Source organism: Bradyrhizobium sp. cf659, assembly GCF_900113725.1.
Taxonomy (GTDB): domain Bacteria; phylum Pseudomonadota; class Alphaproteobacteria; order Rhizobiales; family Xanthobacteraceae; genus Bradyrhizobium.
In genome coordinates this window covers 16,388-31,831 of sequence record NZ_FOQJ01000022.1, presented here as the reverse complement: position 1 = coordinate 31,831, position 15,444 = coordinate 16,388, and the positions used below count along the sequence as shown (strand labels likewise).

The window sequence follows — 15,444 nt, the reverse complement described above, 5'->3', positions numbered from 1 at the left end:
TCCATGGTGCCGTTCCTCTGTTGGAGCTCTTGCGAGACCGCTTCCCAAGGCTTGAGCATGTCTTTGCCGATCGGATTTATCGCGGCAAACAGCTCGTCAACGCACTCTCCGACTGCGGACCATGGACGATCGAGATCGTCGAGCGACCGCTCGGGGTCAAAGGCTTCCAGCTCCTGCCCAGGCGCTGGGTCGTCGAGCGTACCTTTGCATGGTTCGGCAGATGTCGTCGCCTCTCCAAAGACTTCGAAGGCTCCGCCGCCACCGAGCTAGCCTGGTTGCTCGCCGCCCATCTGAGGCTCCTAACTCGCCGCTTGGCCAGACCCTGAAGACGCCCACGCTTTTTGAGTCAGGCTCTGAGGTGCGAGCCATGGGGCGCGACGCGCCACATCGGGAGCCTCGAAGGATCTACGCCCCCGATGCAGCCGGGCCGTCGCCCTTCGAGGGCCGCCGCACGGCGCGTTGCGCCGCGCAGCTCACGCCTCAGGGTGACGGTGATAGAGTTGGACGCGCTATGCCTCCCCACCGTCATTGCGAGCGCAGCGAAGCAATCCAGACTGTCGCCGCGGCAAGATACTGGATTGCTTCGCTGCGCTCGCAATGACGAGCGGATGAAGTCTTAGCCAAACCGATGACTATACCGGTCCACCGTCAGCGCGCTGACGTCGATGTCCGGCTTCTTGCCCGACAGCATGTCCGCGAGCACCCGTCCCGAACCGCAGGACATGGTCCAGCCGAGCGTGCCGTGGCCGGTGTTGAGGTGGAGGTTGGCGTATTGGGTCGGGCCGATCACGGGCGGGCCGTCCGGCGTCATCGGGCGCAAGCCGCTCCAGAACGTCGCTTTCGAGAGATCGCCGCCGCGCGGGAACAGATCGGTCAGTGAATGGTCCAGCGTGGCGCGGCGCGCATCATAGAGCTTGCTCGAATAGCCCGAGATTTCGGCGGTGCCGCCGACACGGATGCGATTGCCGAGGCGGGTGATCGCGACCTTGTAGCTCTCGTCCATCACGGTCGATTCCGGCGCGCCCGAGGCGTCCTTGATCGGCACCGTGATCGAATAGCCCTTCACCGGATAGACCGGCAGCGAGATGCCGAGCGGCGCAGCGAGCCGCGACGACCAGCTTCCGAGCGCAAGGACGTAGGCGTCCGCCTGCAACATGCCGCCGGCGCTGGTCGCGACGCCGCTGACGCGCGCGCCGTCGGTGACGATGCGGTCGATGCCGGTGTTGAACATGAAGCGCACGCCGAGCGCCTGGGCATGCTTGGCCAGCGCCTGCGTGAACATGTGGCAGTCGCCGGTCTCGTCCTGCGGCAGGCGAAGTCCGCCGGCGAACTTCTCCTTCACACCGGCGAGCGCCGGCTCGACCGCGATGCAACCCTCGCGGCCCAGCACCTCAAAGGGGACGCCGTATTGCTTGAGCACGGCGATGTCTTCGCCGGTGCCGTCGAGCTGCGCCTGGTAGCGGAACAGCTGGAGCGTGCCCTGCGAGCGCTCGTCATATTGAATGCCGATGTCGCGGCGCAGATCGCGCAGGCAATCGCGGCTGTATTCCGCGATCGGGATCATCCGGCTCTTGTTGACCGCGTAGCGTTCGCTGGTGCAGTTGCGCAGCATCTTGAGCAGCCAGACCCACATCACGGGATCGAGCTTCGGCCGGATCACCAGCGGGCCGTGCTTCATCAAGAGCCACTTGACCGCCTTCACCGGCACCCCGGGCCCGGCCCAGGGCGAGGAATAGCCGGGCGACACCTCGCCGGCATTGGCGAAGGATGTCTCCAGTGCCGGCTCCGGCTGACGGTCGACGACCGTCACCTCGTGGCCTGCACGCGCAAGGTAATAGGCAGAGGTGACGCCGATGACGCCGCTGCCGAGGATCAGAACTTTCACGCTTCGTCAAACTCCCGCGGCATCACGCTCGCCGCTGCAAGGAAACCACTCGCAACGGCGAGAGCAATTATCAGGCCACCTTCTTGATGGCGTCGCCGAGGATCGAGACCATCTGGTCGATGTGGCTCTTCTCGACGATGAGCGGGGGCGACATCGCGAAGCTATCGCCGCTCATGCGCAGGTAAAGGCCGGTGTTGAAGCAGTCGACCATCACGTCGTAGCCGCGCGCGCCGACCACGCCGCCACGCGGCGCCAGCTCGACCGCGCCCATCAGGCCGCAATTGCGGATGTCGACGACGTTCGGCAGGCCCTTCAGCGAATGCAGCGCATCGCGCCAGTATTCGGCGATCGACGCACCGCGCGTGAGCAGGCCTTCGTCCTTGTAGATGTCGAGGGTCGCAATGCCGGCGGCGCAGGCCGTCGGATGCGCCGAATAGGTGTAGCCGTGGAACAGCTCCATCTGGTTCTCCGGGCCGACCATCAGGCCGTCGTGAACCTTGCGGCTCGCGAACACCGCGCCGCAGGGAATGGTGCCGTTGGTGATGCCCTTGGCCGTCGTCATCAGGTCCGGCGTGACGCCGAAGAAGTTGGCGGCAAACGGCGTGCCGAGGCGACCGAAGCCGGTGATGACCTCGTCGAAGATCAGCAGAATGCCGTGCTTGTCGCAGATCTCGCGCAGGCGCTGGAGATAGCCCTTCGGCGGCGGCAGCACCGCGGTCGAGCCCGGCACCGGCTCGACGATGACGGCGGCGATCGTCTCGGCGCCGTGCAAGGCCACGAGGCGCTCGAGGTCGTCGGCGAGCTCGGCGCCGTGCTCGGGCTGATCCTTGGCGAAGGCGTTGCGGCCGAGATCATGGGTGTGGCGGATGTGGTCGACGCCCGGCAGCAGGGTCGCGAAGGCGCGGCGATTGGCGACCATGCCGCCGACCGACGTGCCGCCGAAGCCGACGCCGTGATAACCGCGCTCGCGGCCGATCAGGCGGGTGCGGCTCGCCTGGCCGTTGGCGCGATGATAGGCGAGCGCGATCTTGAGCGCGGTGTCCACCGACTCGGAGCCGGAGTTGGTGAAGAATATCCGGTCGAGGCCCTTCGGCGCGATCTCGGCGAGCCGCTCGGCGAAGTCGAATGCCAGCGGATGGCCCATCTGGAACGACGGCGCGAAGTCCAGCGTCATGAGCTGCCGCTCGACCGCGGCGGCGATCTGCTTGCGGCCGTGGCCGGCATTGACGCACCAGAGGCCGGCGGAGCCGTCGATTACCTTGCGGCCGTCGACGGTGGTGTAGTGCATGCCCTCGGCCGAGGAGAACAGGCGCGGCGCCTTCTTGAACTGCCGGTTGGCCGTGAACGGCATCCAGAACGAGTCGGTCTTGATAGTGTTCGGAATCTGATGAAGGGTCACGGCCGCGCTCCTTTGCTGACGAGATAGCAGAGGCACGGCTTCCAAAGCGCAACAAGTCCTTTTCTGGTGACCTGCAAGCCATTGATTTCACTGGGGCCACTGGTCCATATTTGCGCGATCCGCAACACCTGCAACAGGGACCAGGGGCATGAGCGTCGACATCGGTGGACGGCTGCGATTCATCCGGGCGCGCCACAAGCTGTCGCAGCGCGAGCTTGCCAAGCGCGCCGGCGTCACCAATTCGACGATTTCGCTGATCGAATCCAACCAGATGAACCCGTCGGTCGGCGCGCTCAAGCGCATCCTCGACGGCATCCCGATGGGGCTCGCCGAGTTCTTCGCGCTGGAGCCGGAGAGCCGGCGCAAGATCTTCTATCGCGCCGAGGAGCTGACCGAGGTCGGCAAGAAGCCGATCTCGTATCGGCAGGTCGGCGACAATCTGTTCGGCCGCAGCCTCCAGATTTTGAAGGAGCGCTACGAGCCCGGCAGCGACACCGGGCGCGTTCACCTCGTCCATGACGGCGAGGAGGGCGGCATCGTGATCTCGGGCAAGCTCGAAGTCACCGTCGAGGACGAACGCCGCATCCTCAATCCCGGCGATGCCTATTATTTCGAGAGCCGCCGCCCGCATCGCTTCCGCTGCGTCGGCGGCAAGCCGTGCGAAGTGATCTCGGCCTGCACCCCGCCGACATTTTGACGCGCATCAAAATCCCCCGGAATCTTACGGACGGCCGGTATCTTACGGAGCTTGAGCCATCTCAATTTCAGCGCGCCGAACCGCTATATATTACGAACCGTAGCCGAGCAGCCTGGCGCAAAGGTGCTGAGGTTATGGCCCCGGACTCCTAGGCACTCCGGGGCCGCATCGTAACAGGGCTCGCCGATGAAGATCACGCTCGCCAATGCAGAAGCCGCGCTCGACGAAGTCCAGCGCGACGCCGACAAGCTCCATTCACGCGAGCTGCGCAAGGCCATCGCCGAATACATCGAGACGCAGCGAGAGGCGCTCAAGGCTCTCCGGCGGAAGCTGAACTGACGCTGCGACGCGGGTCGCTGGCCGCGCGGCCTTCTCCGCGCGGCTCCCATTTGACATCGCCGCAGCGCTCAAGACTGCGTCAGCAATTGCTCGATCCGGATCGGAAAGCGCCGCACCCGCACGCCGGTCGCGTGCCAGACGGCGTTGGCGACCGCGCCGGCGCTGCCGGTGATGCCGATCTCGCCGACGCCCTTGATGCCGAGCGCATTCACATGCGGGTCGTGCTCCTCGACCGTGATCACGTCGAGCGGCGGCACGTCGGCATTCACGGGGATGTGGTACTCGCCGAGATTGGCGTTCATGATCCGCCCGCTGCGACGGTCGGTGATGGCCTCCTCGTGCAGTGCGAAGGACATGCCCCAGATCATGCCGCCGAACAGCTGGCTCTTCACCAGATGCGGATTGACGATGCGCCCCGCCGCGAAGGCACCGACCATGCGCGTGACGCGGACCTGGCCGAGCTCGGGATCGACCTTCACCTCCGCGAACACCGCGCCATGGGCGTGCATCGCATACTCCTCCATCGCCGCGGGGTTCGGCGCGCCGGTGCCGCGCGCCTCGACCTCCGCGACGCCGGCACGCGTGAGGATCTCGGCATAGCTCTCGCCGCGCCCCTCGTCGTCGCGCCGGAACAGCTTTCCGTCACGCGCGACCACGCCGGCATTGCCTGCTCCGAACAGCGGCGAGCGCTCGTCATTGGTGGCGAGATCGGCGAGCCTTGCAATCACGGCCGCGCCGGCGCTGTGGATCGCAGTGCCCGCGGTCGCCGTGTGCGCCGAGCCGCCGGCAATGCCGGCGTCGGGCAGGTCCGACGTGCCGGCCTTGAATTCGACGCGGTCGATATCGAGACCGAGACCGTCGGCTGCGATCTGGGCGAGTGCCGTCCAGGCGCCCTGCCCCATGTCGTGCGCACCGATCTCCATCGCACCGGTGCCATCGCGGCGGATCGCCGCGCGCGCTTCGGCCTGGAACATCAGCGCCGGGAAGGTCGCGGTGCCCATGCCCCAGCCGACCAGAAGACCGGCATCGTCGCGCATCTGCCGCGGCTGGAGCGAACGCTTGGCCCAGCCGAAGCGCGCAGCGCCCTGCTCGTAGCAGGCACGCAGCGCCTTGGATGAGAACGGCTTGCCGGTGATCGGCTCGACCTCGGCATAGTTCCTCAGACGGAAGGCGAGCGGATCGATGCCGCAGGCCCAGGCCATCTCGTCGATCGCGCTTTCCAGCGCGATCGAGCCGGTCGCCTCGCCGGGGGCGCGCATGAACAGCGGCGTGCCGGTGTTGACGCGGACGGCATCGTGCGAGGTGCGGATCGCAGGGCTCGCATAGAGCGTGTGCGAGGCATCGGCCGCCGGCTCGTAGAAATCGTCGAACGTGCTCGACACGGTCCTCGCATGATGATCGAGCGCGGTCAGGCGCCCCTCGCCGTCGGCACCGATGCGCAGCCGCTGACGCGTCGGCGCACGATGACCGACCGGGCCATACATCTGCTCGCGGCGCAGCACGAGCTTCACGGGCCGGCCGACGAGCTTGGCGGCCATGATGCCGAGGGTCGGCGGGCCGGACATCAGCCCCTTGGAGCCGAAACCGCCACCGAGGAACGGGCTGCGGATGTGGATCTTGTCAGGCGCAATGCCGAACAGCTCGGCGATGCGTCCGAGCGATAGCATCAGGCCCTGGGTCGGCATGTCGACCGACAGATTGTCCCCGTCCCAGCTGGCCACGATCGCATGCGGCTCCATGGCATTGTGATATTGCGGCGGCGTCTCGTACGTCGCGTCGATCTGCTTCTCGGCCGCGGCAAGCCCCGCCTCGACGTCGCCGTGGCGATTTTCTGTCGGGTTGCCGACGCCGACCACCGGCGGCACAAAACTTTCGCCGGCATCGAGGCCGACGAGCGCAGGCAGCGTCTCATAGCGCGGCGCCAGCAGCACCGCGCCTTCCGTCGCGGCCTCCAGCGTTTCAGCGATCACGACGGCGATCGGCTGGTTGGCGTAGCGGACCTCGTCGCTCTGTAGCACCTCCATCCGGAACACGAACGGGTTGGTCTTGATCTCCGGGTCGACTGCAAGCGGCGGCTTGTGATCTGATGTCATCACGTCGACGACGCCGGGATGGCGCTTGGCAGCCGTGACATCGAGCGAGACCACGCGGCCGCGCGAGATGCTCGAGACCGCCATCACCGCAAACAGCATGCCGGGCGGATGATTGTCGGCGGTATAGGTCGCCTGACCCTTGACCTTGAGGATGCCGTCGCGCCGGGTCAGCGGCTGGCCGATGTTCGAGCCGTGGCGCAGATTGGCGGGAGCGCTGGTGAGATTGAGCTCAGGCATGGATGGCTCCGGAGGTCGAGGCAAAGGGAGAGGCCGGCAGCGCCGGCAGGCGCGCCGGCGTACCGGCGGCGGCGAGGGTCAGCGCGCGCACGACGATGCGGCGGGCGAGCTCGATCTTGAAGGCGTTGTCGCCGGACGGTTTTGCGTCGGTGAGCGCGCGCCAGGCGGCTTCCTGGAAGGCGTCGGCCGTGGGTGTGACGCCCTTGAGAACATCTTCCGCGGCGCGAGCACGCCAGGGCTTGGCGGCAACGCCGCCGAGCGCGATCCGCGCCTCCTTGATCTTGCCGTTCTCGATCTGCAACGCAGCGGCGGCCGAGACGACGGCAAACGCGTAAGAGGTACGCTCGCGAACCTTGAGGTAGCGCGCATGCGCCGCAAAGTCGCGTGCCGCAGGCGGCAGACGCACCGCCGTGATCAGGTCGCCGGCTTCGAGCGCGGACTCGCGCTGAGGCGTATCGCCGGGCAGGCGATGCAGTTCGTCCAGCCCGATCTCGCGACGGCCGTTCCTGCCCTCGATCTCGACGATGGCGTCAAGTGCGACCAGGGGAACGCAGAAGTCCGAGGGATGCGTGGCGATGCAGTTCTCGCTCCAGCCGAGCACGGCATGGGCGCGGTTCTCGCCGTCGCGGGCGTCGCAGCCAGTGCCCGCCTCGCGCTTGTTGCAGCGGCTGGCGGTGTCATAGAAATACGCACAGCGCGTCCGTTGCAGTAGATTGCCGCCGACAGTCGCGGCATTGCGCAGTTGCGCGGATGCGCCGGAGAGCAGCGCTTCGGCGACCGCCGGACAGGACCTTGCGAAGTCGGCATCGTGCGCGAGATCGGCGTTGCTCACCAGCGCGCCGATGCGCAACGACCCGTCGGCGAGATGCTCGATGCCGTCGAGCCCCTCGAGATGCGTGACATCGACCAGGCGATCCGGACGGCTGACGCCGCCCTTCATCAGATCGAGCAGGTTGGTGCCGGCGGCGAGATAGGTCGCGCCCGGCTGGGCGGCAGCGGCAACGGCCTCGGCAACCGTGGCCGGCCTGACATAATCGAACGGTTTCATGCGGAGCGCCTCTGATTGGATTCGTCCATGCCGGCCTGCGCCTCGCGCACGGCATCGACGATGCCGGCATAGGCGCCGCAGCGGCAGAGATTGCCGCTCATGCATTCGCGGATGCGTTCGGGATCATCGCCGGCCTGGGCCTCGCGCATCATGCCGATCGCGCTCATGATCTGGCCGGGCGTGCAGAAGCCGCACTGGAATCCGTCATGGGCAATGAAGGCGGCCTGCACCGGGTGAAGCTGGTCGCCGCGCGCGACGCCTTCGATGGTGAGGATGTCGGCGCCGTCATGGCTGATGGCGAGCGCGAGGCAGGAATTGATGCGCTTGCCGTCGACGAGAATGGTGCAGGCGCCGCACTGGCCGCGGTCGCATCCCTTCTTGGTTCCGGTCAGATGGAGGCGCTCACGCAGGAGATCGAGCAGCGTGACGCGCGGATCGTCGAGGACGAAGTCGCGCCGCGCACCGTTCACGGTGAGGCTGATGGAGTGGTTCATACAAGGCTCCGATCAGATATGGACATGAGTGATCGCGCAGCGCGCCACCGCCGTGGCCGCCGTCGACATGGGCTGGCCAGGCGGAAGCCGGCCAACATCCCAGCGAAGATACGGAGGCACCCTCCGCTTAACAAGGGGAGCCGAAAAATATTTGGAATTCGTCAAAAGCCCATGCGACACCAACGCGATGCAGCCCTGCAAGGGTTCAATCTAACCAATTCGTGATCTACATTGCCGGCATGGACGACCACACCGACCAGACCCGAAAGCCCCGCGCCGATGCCGTGCGCAACCGCGAGCGCGTGCTCGAGGCGGCCAAGGCCGTGTTCAACGCGGGAGGTCCGGAAGCGAGCCTGGAGGCGGTGGCGAAGCGTGCCGGCGTCGGCATCGGCACGCTCTATCGGCATTTCCCGACGCGCGAGGATTTGTTCGAGGCGGTGTACCGGCGCGAAGTCGAGCAGCTCAGCGAGCTCGCCGAGCAATTGAAGATTGCGAAGGACCCGGTCGACGCGCTGCGGCGCTGGCTACGTTCCGGCGTCGAATTCGTGGCCACCAAAAAAGGCATGTCGGCGGCGCTGGCGCTGACGTTCCAGAGCTCGTCGGAACTCGCGGCCTTCTCGATGGACCGGCTGACAAAGGCGATCGGCTCGCTGCTCGACCGCGCCGTCGCGGCCGGCGAGATGCGTGCCGATGTCAGCCCGGAAGACCTGCTCAGGGCCCTGATCGGCATGTGCTACATGCACGATCAGCCCGGCTGGCAATCCTCGGTGCTGCGCATGCTCGACGTGTTCGTCGACGGGCTGCGCGTGCAGCCCGGCGCCAAGGCCAAGGCGCGCGCCGCCGCCAAGCCCGCGCCGAAGCGAAAGCGATAGCGCGTCCCGCGTTCTCCAAGATCGTGCTAGGATCGAGGCCGCCGGGATATCAACGCGGAGCCTGTCATGCGCATCGCAGCCTTGCTTCTCCTTCTCACGGTTGGTCTCAGCCCGCGCTGCGCGCTTGCCGACGACGTCGCCGCCGCGCAAGGCATCATCCGCGCCCAGGAGCAGGCGTTCGTCCGCGACGATGCCACGGCCGCCTATTCCTATGCCGCACCGGCAATCAAGGAGATCTTTCCGGCCCCCGACATCTTCATGTCCATGGTGCAGAACGGCTACGCCCCTGTCTATCGTCACAAGAGTTTTGGATTTGGCGAGAGCAAGAGCGAGGGTAACTGGATCGCGCAGCGCGTCCACATCGTCGATGCCAATGGCGAAGCCTGGGAAGCTCTGTACACGCTCGAGCAACAGGCGGACGGCAGCTACAAGATCACCGGCTGCTCGCTCCTAAAGGCGGGACAAGCAGTTTAAGTCGCAAAACCGGTCTTGACCGAACCCATCCGCGAGCGGATCAGCAGCAGCACGACGATGCCGATATTGAGCGCGTTCCAGGCCACGCCGTTCGCGAATGCCGCGGCATACGAGCCGGTGGCATCGAAGATGACGCCCGACACCCAGCCGCCGAACGACATGCCGAACACCGAGGCGAAGATCACGATGCCGACGCGGGTCGCGGCCTCGCCTGCCGGCATCGCCTCGCGCACCATGATGGCGTAACTCGGCACGATGCCGCCCTGGAACAGGCCGAACATCGCGGAGATCAGATAGAGCGAGGCGAGGCTGTCGAAGAACAGGTAGAACACCAGCGCAAAGCCCTGCGCCAGCGACCCGACCAGCAGCGTGCGGATGCCGCCGATCTTGTCGGCGAGAAAGCCCGAACCGATCCGGCTGACGATGCCGCAGGCCATCATCAACGACAGCATCTCGGCGCCCCTCGCCACGCCATAGCCGAGATCGCCGCAATAGGCGACGATATGTACCTGAGGCATCGCCATGGCGACGCAGCACGAGATGCTGGCGATCGAGAGCAGCACCGTCAGCGTGTTGGTCGAGAGCTTGAGATCGACCTGCGGCGGCGGCGCATTGGCGTGGTCGCGAACCTTGTCGTCGCCCATCCTCGCGCGAAGGACCAGCACCAGGATGGTCATCAGGCCGACGCAGACGAGGCCGATCCCGATATGGGTATGGCGCCAGCCGATCGTCTGCATCCCCCAATTCACAAGCGGCGGCCACATCGTGCCGGCGACGTAGTTGCCGCTCGCGACGATGGTCACGGCGAGGCCACGATAGCGCTCGAACCAGTGCGAGGCCTCCGCCATCAGCGGTGCGAAGGTCGCCGAGGTGCCGAGCCCGATCAGGAAGTACGCCGCCACGAACTGCCAGAGCTGACCAGACAGGCCCGCGAGCACGTTGGCGACGCCGAGAAAGGCGATGCTGATCGCCATCGCGGGCACGATGCCGAATCGGTCGGTGATCTTGCCGGCGATCACGCCGCCAAGCCCGAAGCCGAACATCATGAGGGTGAAAGCCAGCGACACCGCGCCGCGCGTGGCGGCGAATTCGGCCTGGACCGCGGGAATCATCACCACGATCGCCCACATGCCGACGCCTCCGATCGAGCCGATCAGGAGCGCAATGACAAGCCGCACCCAGGCCTGACGGGAATCAGGGCTGAATGAGTCCGAGGTTTGTCCTGGATGAGTTGGCGCGTGCACGGGCCGGACCATGGCCCGCGGATCGGAACAGGGTCAAGCTTCGTGGCGTGATATTGGGCATGCGCGGTGCACTGCGGTAAAATGAGCTTGGCGAATGCGCATTTTGCCATTAGTTTGCAATCAGCGTGTGCAACATTGCCGCGCGAGGAGCCTATCGGCGGAATGCTGTTGCGATTGACGCGATCGATGCGGATCAGGGTGGGGCGGATCATCGCCCTCGCCTATTTGTTCTGCGTGCTCGCGCCGGCGGCAAGCCTTGCCTGGGGCACTGGTCCCGCGCCATGCCTCGACGACGCACTCCTCGCCGATCTCGTGCCGGCGCATCACCAGATGCAGGCCGGCCACATGCATAGCGGTGCTACGCATGACCACGCCGGAGCGCATGCGCATCGGCAGACCGCGGCACAGGACGCACCCGCCTCGCATCATCATGACGGCAAGGGAACCGTGGGCCCGTGCTGCGCGATGATGTGCGTGAGCGCGCTGCCGGCCGATCTGCCGATCGTCGCCACGCCGGTCCAGCCGAGGTCCACCTGCGCAGCCGAGATCGTGGCCAGCCTGCACAGCGCGGCGCCGTCCCAGCACTACCGTCCCCCCATCGCCTGATCTGACGCGACGACGTCGGTCCGAGCGCGCTTTTGCGCGCGCGGACTTGTGGTCTCCAGATCAGGAATAAATCATGTCTACGCTTTCCGGGGCGAAGTCCGCCGCCGCATCTGCGGTGGGTGGACGACACTTTCGATTCAATTGGCCGCTGCTGGCCTTCGCCGCACTGGCGCTGTCCGGCTGCATGCCGGCAACGACACAGATCGCCAGCGCCGACCCCGCTGATCCCTCGGCGAAGGTGGCACGCGTCGGCTATCGCTCGACCGTCGCGCCCTATACCAGCCTGCGGCCCGCGACGCCGGCACCATGGCGGGACCGCAACGACGCCGTCGCGCCGCAACCGAAGCAAGACCGGTAGGAGCGCGCCATGGCACACCATCTTGCGCGGGGCCTGCTCATGCTCACCGCGTTCGGCCTTTCTGGCTGCATGGCGTTCTCGCCGGACGGCGGCATGACGACGGTCTCGGACCTCACCAGCCAGACCATCAACAAGGACGTCGCCTTCGTCCGATCCGCCGAAGGCGCGGAGGCCGTCGACGCGACCGTCCGCCGGTTGCTGGCGCGCACGCTGACCAGCGAGACCGCCGTGCAGATCGCGCTGCTCAACAACAAGGGGCTGCAAGCGGCGTATAACGAGCTGGCGCTGGCCGAAACCGAGCAGGTCGAGCAGAGCCTGCCCCCCAATCCCGTGTTCTCGATCTCGCGGATCTCGGGCAATGGCGCGAACGAAATCGAGCGCCAGGTGGTCGGCGACATCCTCGCGCTGGCCACCCTGCCGTTCCGCTCCGAGATCGCGCGCGACCGCTTCCGCCAGGCCCAATTGCGCGCGGCGCTGGCGACGTTGCGGCTCGCGGCCGACGTGCGCCGCGCCTATGTCCGCGCAGTCACCTGCAACGAGCTTGTGGTGCTGCTGACGGACGCGAAGGCGACGGCGGAATCGACGGCCCAGCTCGCCGTCAAGCTCGGCGAAACCGGCTCGATCAACAAGCTCGACCAGGCCCGCGAGCAGGTGTTCTACGCCGAGACCACCGCCGACCTCGCGACCGCGCGGCAGGCCGCGACGAGCACGCGCGAAAGGCTCGCGCGCCTGATGGGGCTGTGGGACGACGGCCTCGATTTCCGTCTGCCCAACCAGTTGCCGCCATTGCCGCGCCGGCCGCAGGCCCTGCCCTCGATCGAAGCCGACGCGGTCGCCCATCGCATCGACTTGCAGATCGCGCGGCTGGAGCTGACGGCGCTGGCGAAAGCGCTGAATCTCACCGAGGCGACGCGCTTCGTGACGCTGCTCGATCTTGCCGGCATCTCCCGCCGCACCCAGGATCCGGAAGGCCCGCCGTTCCGCGAACGCGGCTTCGACGTGCAATTCCAGATCCCGATCTTCGACGGCGGCGAGGTCCGCGTGCGGCAGGCGGCGGAGACCTACAATCTCGCCTTCAACCGCCTGACCGAGCGTGCCGTGAACGTTCGCTCGGAGGCGCGCGATGCCTATCGCACCTACCGGTCCACTTACGACATCGCCAGCCACTACCAGCGCGAGATCGTTCCCCTGCGAAAGATCATCACCGAGGAGATGCAGCTTCGCTTCTCCAGCATGCAGGTCGACATCTTTGCGCTGCTGACGGAGGCACGCCAGCGCCTGGCGTCGCTGCGTGGTGCCATCGACGCCAGGCAAAGATTCTTCCTCGCGCAGTCCGACTTGCAGACCGCCGTCAATGGCGGCGGCTCGCCTGCCTCCGGCGGCGACAATGCAACCACCATCGCCGCGGCAGCGTCTGCCGACGGCGATCACTGAGATGGAGGCCAGCATGTTTTCCCGCCGAGGATTTCTGGGCAGCGCCGCCCTTGCCGGCGCGTCGGCCATCAGCGGCCGCGTCCAGGCCGCGTCGATTCCGGAAGCACCTCACATGGACAAGGTGGTGATGCAGCCACCGCTGCACCCCACCAGCGGCCCCGACTATCGCCCCGTGGTCACGCTGAACGGCTGGTCGCTGCCGTTCCGCATGAACGGTGACTGGAAGGAATTCCACCTTGTGGCCGAACCCGTGGTGCGCGAGTTCGCCGAAGGCATGAAGGTGAATCTGTGGGGCTATAACGGCCAGTCGCCGGGCCCCACCATCGAGGCGGTCGAGGGCGACAAGGTCCGCATCTTCGTCACCAACAAACTGCCCGAATACACCACCGTGCACTGGCACGGCATGATCGTGCCGAGCGGCATGGACGGCGTCGGCGGATTGAACCAGCCGCACATCGAGCCGGGCAAGACCTTCGTCTACGAGTTCGAGATGAAGAAGAGCGGGACCTTCATGTACCACCCGCACTCGGACGAAATGGTGCAGATGGCGATGGGCATGATGGGAATGGTCGTCGTGCATCCGCGCGATCCGCACTTCCGCCCCGTCGACCGCGACTACGTCTTCGTGATGAGCACCTATCGCGTCGATCCCGGCAGCTACCTGCCGCAGGTCAACGAGATGACCGACTTCAACATGTGGACCTGGAATTCGCGGGTGTTTCCGGGGATCGATCCACTGCCGGTGCGGCTCGGCGACAAGGTGCGCGTGCGCATCGGCAATCTCAGCATGACCAACCATCCGATCCATCTGCACGGCCACAGCTTCGCGGTGACCTGCACCGACGGCGGCTGGATTCCGGAGAGCGCGCAATATCCGGAGACGACCACCGACGTGCCGGTCGGCGCAGTGCGCGTGTTCGACGTGCTCGCCGACAATCCCGGCGACTGGGCGTTCCACTGCCACAAGTCGCACCACACCATGAACGCGATGGGGCACGAGGTGCGCAATCTGATCGGCGTCTCGCGCAAGGATCTCGCCAAGGCCGTCGGCAAGCTCGCGCCTGACAGCATGGCGATGGGCTCGACCGGCATGGCGATGGGCAACATGGAGATGCCCGCGCCCGACAACACGCTGCCGATGATGACCGGCACCGGCCAGTTCGGTCCGATCGAGATGGGCGGCATGTTCACGGTGATGAAGATCCGCGAGGACCTCGCGCGCGACGATTACCGCGATCCCGGCCCGTACAAATTCCCGCAAGGCACGGTCGCCTACGAGGTCACCCCGCCGGCCGCGGAGCCGGCGCGGCAAAAACCCGGCGCCGCGCCGATGAAGAACATGAAGATGTGAGCGTTTCGATGAACCACCACCAACTGGAGACTGCAATGAAGAAGACTATCAAGCTCGGCTTCGTGCTGGCCGCGCTGTCGACCGCGCCGGCTTTCGCCCACGACCAGCACGGGCACTTTTCGGCCGGCGAGCCCGGCGATCCCAAGAAGCCCGCGCGCACCATCGAGATCTTGATGAACGAGATGGACTACGCCCCCGCCCGGATCGAGGTCAAACGCGGCGAGCAGATTCGCTTCGTGCTGCGCAATGTCGGCAAGGAGGACCATGAATTCCTGCTCGCCACACCCAAGGAGAATCTCGCGCATGCGGAGGTGATGAAGAAGCACCCGCACATGGAGCACGACGATCCCAACGGTGTCAGGCTCGCGCCAAGCAAGACCGCCGAGATCCTCTGGAAGTTCAGCAAGGCCGGCACGTTCGAATTTTCCTGCCTGATCCCCGGCCATCGCGACTACGGCATGGTCGGCCACGTCACCGTGAATTGAAGCGAAGGAGAAAACCATGAAACCGATCAACCGCTTCACCACAGCGCTCGCGCTGACGCTGGGCCTGACCTTCGGTGCCGCCGCGGCGCAGAGTGCCTCGATCAGCGGCGAGGTCAAGAAGATCGACGAGAGCGCCGGCAAGATCACGCTCAAGCACGGGCCGGCCAAGAGCCTCGGCATGGACGAGCCCATGACCATGGTCTACCGCGTCAAGGACCCCGCTTTGCTCAAGCAGGTGAAGGTCGGCGACAAGGTCACCTTCGAAGCCGAGGAAGCGGCCGCCGGGTACACGGTGACCAGGATCGAGAAGGCGAAGTAGGGGGCCCGCTTCCACGCCGTCATTCCGGGGCGCGCCTCTTGGCGCGAGCCCGGAATCCATGTCCCCACGACACCTGCAGCACGATGGATTCCGGGTTCGCCCTGCGGGC

Annotated in this window: 17 protein-coding genes; 11 read left to right on the top strand and 6 right to left on the bottom strand. The window is 66.2% G+C overall.

The genetic code is table 11. The features are described from left to right. A partial coding sequence (locus BM118_RS39725; RefSeq protein ID WP_143099602.1) for a transposase occupies positions 1-326 on the top strand: 326 nt, incomplete at its 5' end. Positions 327-616: 290 nt separating this feature from the next. Here the strand turns inward: BM118_RS39725 and BM118_RS39720 are convergent. Next, positions 617-1,885 carry a D-amino acid dehydrogenase gene (locus BM118_RS39720; RefSeq protein ID WP_092193439.1) on the bottom strand — a complete coding sequence of 423 codons (1,269 nt, stop codon included), beginning with the start codon at positions 1,883-1,885 and terminating at the stop codon, positions 617-619. A 70-nt stretch (positions 1,886-1,955) separates the two neighbouring features. Continuing rightward, positions 1,956-3,284, bottom strand: coding sequence for an omega-aminotransferase AptA (locus BM118_RS39715; protein ID WP_177235100.1), 1,329 nt, complete (start codon positions 3,282-3,284; stop codon positions 1,956-1,958). A gap of 148 nt (positions 3,285-3,432) precedes the next feature. Here BM118_RS39715 and BM118_RS39710 point away from each other — a divergent pair, with 148 nt between their 5' ends. Continuing rightward, entirely contained in the window at positions 3,433-3,981 is a 549-nt protein-coding gene (locus tag BM118_RS39710; RefSeq protein WP_018646206.1) for a cupin domain-containing protein, read from the top strand. 186 nt (positions 3,982-4,167) lie between these two features. Further along, a complete protein-coding gene (locus BM118_RS42010; protein WP_177235099.1) occupies positions 4,168-4,320 on the top strand; it encodes a hypothetical protein in 153 nt (50 codons plus the stop codon). A 68-nt stretch (positions 4,321-4,388) separates the two neighbouring features. Here BM118_RS42010 and BM118_RS39705 read toward each other — a convergent pair whose 3' ends face one another. The 3 genes from BM118_RS39705 to BM118_RS39695 are packed head-to-tail and all read right to left on the bottom strand — an operon-like array spanning position 4,389 to position 8,192. Next, positions 4,389-6,650: a xanthine dehydrogenase family protein molybdopterin-binding subunit gene (locus BM118_RS39705; RefSeq protein ID WP_092193437.1), complete on the bottom strand. Its 2,262-nt coding sequence runs from the start codon at positions 6,648-6,650 to the stop codon at positions 4,389-4,391. Next, a complete protein-coding gene (locus tag BM118_RS39700) occupies positions 6,643-7,698 on the bottom strand; it encodes an FAD binding domain-containing protein (RefSeq protein ID WP_092193435.1) in 1,056 nt (351 codons plus the stop codon). The genes BM118_RS39705 and BM118_RS39700 overlap by 8 nt, the downstream gene beginning before the upstream one ends. Further along, positions 7,695-8,192 carry a (2Fe-2S)-binding protein gene (locus tag BM118_RS39695; RefSeq protein ID WP_092193433.1) on the bottom strand — a complete coding sequence of 166 codons (498 nt, stop codon included), beginning with the start codon at positions 8,190-8,192 and terminating at the stop codon, positions 7,695-7,697. Before BM118_RS39695 ends, BM118_RS39700 begins: the two co-directional genes overlap by 4 nt. A gap of 239 nt (positions 8,193-8,431) precedes the next feature. Between BM118_RS39695 and BM118_RS39690 the strand changes: the two genes are divergently transcribed. Further along, positions 8,432-9,064 carry a TetR/AcrR family transcriptional regulator gene (locus BM118_RS39690; RefSeq protein ID WP_177235101.1) on the top strand — a complete coding sequence of 211 codons (633 nt, stop codon included), beginning with the start codon at positions 8,432-8,434 and terminating at the stop codon, positions 9,062-9,064. 66 nt (positions 9,065-9,130) lie between these two features. Next, the gene (locus BM118_RS39685; protein WP_092193429.1) at positions 9,131-9,538 is read left to right on the top strand and encodes a DUF4864 domain-containing protein; all 408 of its coding nucleotides are present in this window, start codon (positions 9,131-9,133) and stop codon (positions 9,536-9,538) included. Here BM118_RS39685 and BM118_RS39680 read toward each other — a convergent pair. Continuing rightward, complete coding sequence (locus BM118_RS39680; protein ID WP_092193427.1) at positions 9,535-10,794, bottom strand: MFS transporter; 1,260 nt, start codon at positions 10,792-10,794, stop codon at positions 9,535-9,537. The genes BM118_RS39685 and BM118_RS39680 overlap by 4 nt on opposite strands. A gap of 150 nt (positions 10,795-10,944) precedes the next feature. On the opposite strand from BM118_RS39680, the gene BM118_RS39675 reads away from it, so the two are divergent. The 6 genes from BM118_RS39675 (at position 10,945) to BM118_RS39650 (ending at position 15,335) form a co-directional block, all read left to right on the top strand. Then, positions 10,945-11,388, top strand: coding sequence for a hypothetical protein (locus BM118_RS39675; protein ID WP_092193425.1), 444 nt, complete (start codon positions 10,945-10,947; stop codon positions 11,386-11,388). Positions 11,389-11,461: 73 nt separating this feature from the next. Then, complete coding sequence (locus BM118_RS39670) at positions 11,462-11,746, top strand: hypothetical protein (protein ID WP_092193423.1); 285 nt, start codon at positions 11,462-11,464, stop codon at positions 11,744-11,746. Positions 11,747-11,755: 9 nt separating this feature from the next. Then, positions 11,756-13,180 (top strand): TolC family protein, encoded by a 1,425-nt coding sequence (locus tag BM118_RS39665; RefSeq protein WP_092193421.1) that lies wholly within the window; start codon positions 11,756-11,758, stop codon positions 13,178-13,180. A 13-nt stretch (positions 13,181-13,193) separates the two neighbouring features. Continuing rightward, positions 13,194-14,531 (top strand): multicopper oxidase family protein, encoded by a 1,338-nt coding sequence (locus BM118_RS39660; protein WP_092193443.1) that lies wholly within the window; start codon positions 13,194-13,196, stop codon positions 14,529-14,531. Between the two features lie 35 nt (positions 14,532-14,566). Then, the gene (locus tag BM118_RS39655; RefSeq protein ID WP_177235098.1) at positions 14,567-15,016 is read left to right on the top strand and encodes a cupredoxin domain-containing protein; all 450 of its coding nucleotides are present in this window, start codon (positions 14,567-14,569) and stop codon (positions 15,014-15,016) included. A gap of 16 nt (positions 15,017-15,032) precedes the next feature. Next, the gene (locus BM118_RS39650) at positions 15,033-15,335 is read left to right on the top strand and encodes a copper-binding protein (RefSeq protein ID WP_092193417.1); all 303 of its coding nucleotides are present in this window, start codon (positions 15,033-15,035) and stop codon (positions 15,333-15,335) included. Positions 15,336-15,444 lie beyond the last annotated feature (109 nt).

Excerpts from the sequence above, each read along its gene's own strand:
- BM118_RS39690 (WP_177235101.1), top strand. The coding sequence starts at position 8,432 with ATGGACGACCACACCGACCAGACCCGAAAGCCCCGCGCCGATGCCGTG.
- BM118_RS39660 (WP_092193443.1), top strand. The coding sequence starts at position 13,194 with ATGTTTTCCCGCCGAGGATTTCTGGGCAGCGCCGCCCTTGCCGGCGCG.
- BM118_RS42010 (WP_177235099.1), top strand. The coding sequence starts at position 4,168 with ATGAAGATCACGCTCGCCAATGCAGAAGCCGCGCTCGACGAAGTCCAG.
- BM118_RS39695 (WP_092193433.1), bottom strand. The coding sequence starts at position 8,192 with ATGAACCACTCCATCAGCCTCACCGTGAACGGTGCGCGGCGCGACTTC.
- BM118_RS39650 (WP_092193417.1), top strand. The coding sequence starts at position 15,033 with ATGAAACCGATCAACCGCTTCACCACAGCGCTCGCGCTGACGCTGGGC.
- BM118_RS39700 (WP_092193435.1), bottom strand. The coding sequence starts at position 7,698 with ATGAAACCGTTCGATTATGTCAGGCCGGCCACGGTTGCCGAGGCCGTT.
- BM118_RS39710 (WP_018646206.1), top strand. The coding sequence starts at position 3,433 with ATGAGCGTCGACATCGGTGGACGGCTGCGATTCATCCGGGCGCGCCAC.
- BM118_RS39680 (WP_092193427.1), bottom strand. The coding sequence starts at position 10,794 with ATGGTCCGGCCCGTGCACGCGCCAACTCATCCAGGACAAACCTCGGAC.
- BM118_RS39685 (WP_092193429.1), top strand. The coding sequence starts at position 9,131 with ATGCGCATCGCAGCCTTGCTTCTCCTTCTCACGGTTGGTCTCAGCCCG.
- BM118_RS39655 (WP_177235098.1), top strand. The coding sequence starts at position 14,567 with ATGAAGAAGACTATCAAGCTCGGCTTCGTGCTGGCCGCGCTGTCGACC.
- BM118_RS39675 (WP_092193425.1), top strand. The coding sequence starts at position 10,945 with ATGCTGTTGCGATTGACGCGATCGATGCGGATCAGGGTGGGGCGGATC.
- BM118_RS39670 (WP_092193423.1), top strand. The coding sequence starts at position 11,462 with ATGTCTACGCTTTCCGGGGCGAAGTCCGCCGCCGCATCTGCGGTGGGT.
- BM118_RS39705 (WP_092193437.1), bottom strand. The coding sequence starts at position 6,650 with ATGCCTGAGCTCAATCTCACCAGCGCTCCCGCCAATCTGCGCCACGGC.
- BM118_RS39665 (WP_092193421.1), top strand. The coding sequence starts at position 11,756 with ATGGCACACCATCTTGCGCGGGGCCTGCTCATGCTCACCGCGTTCGGC.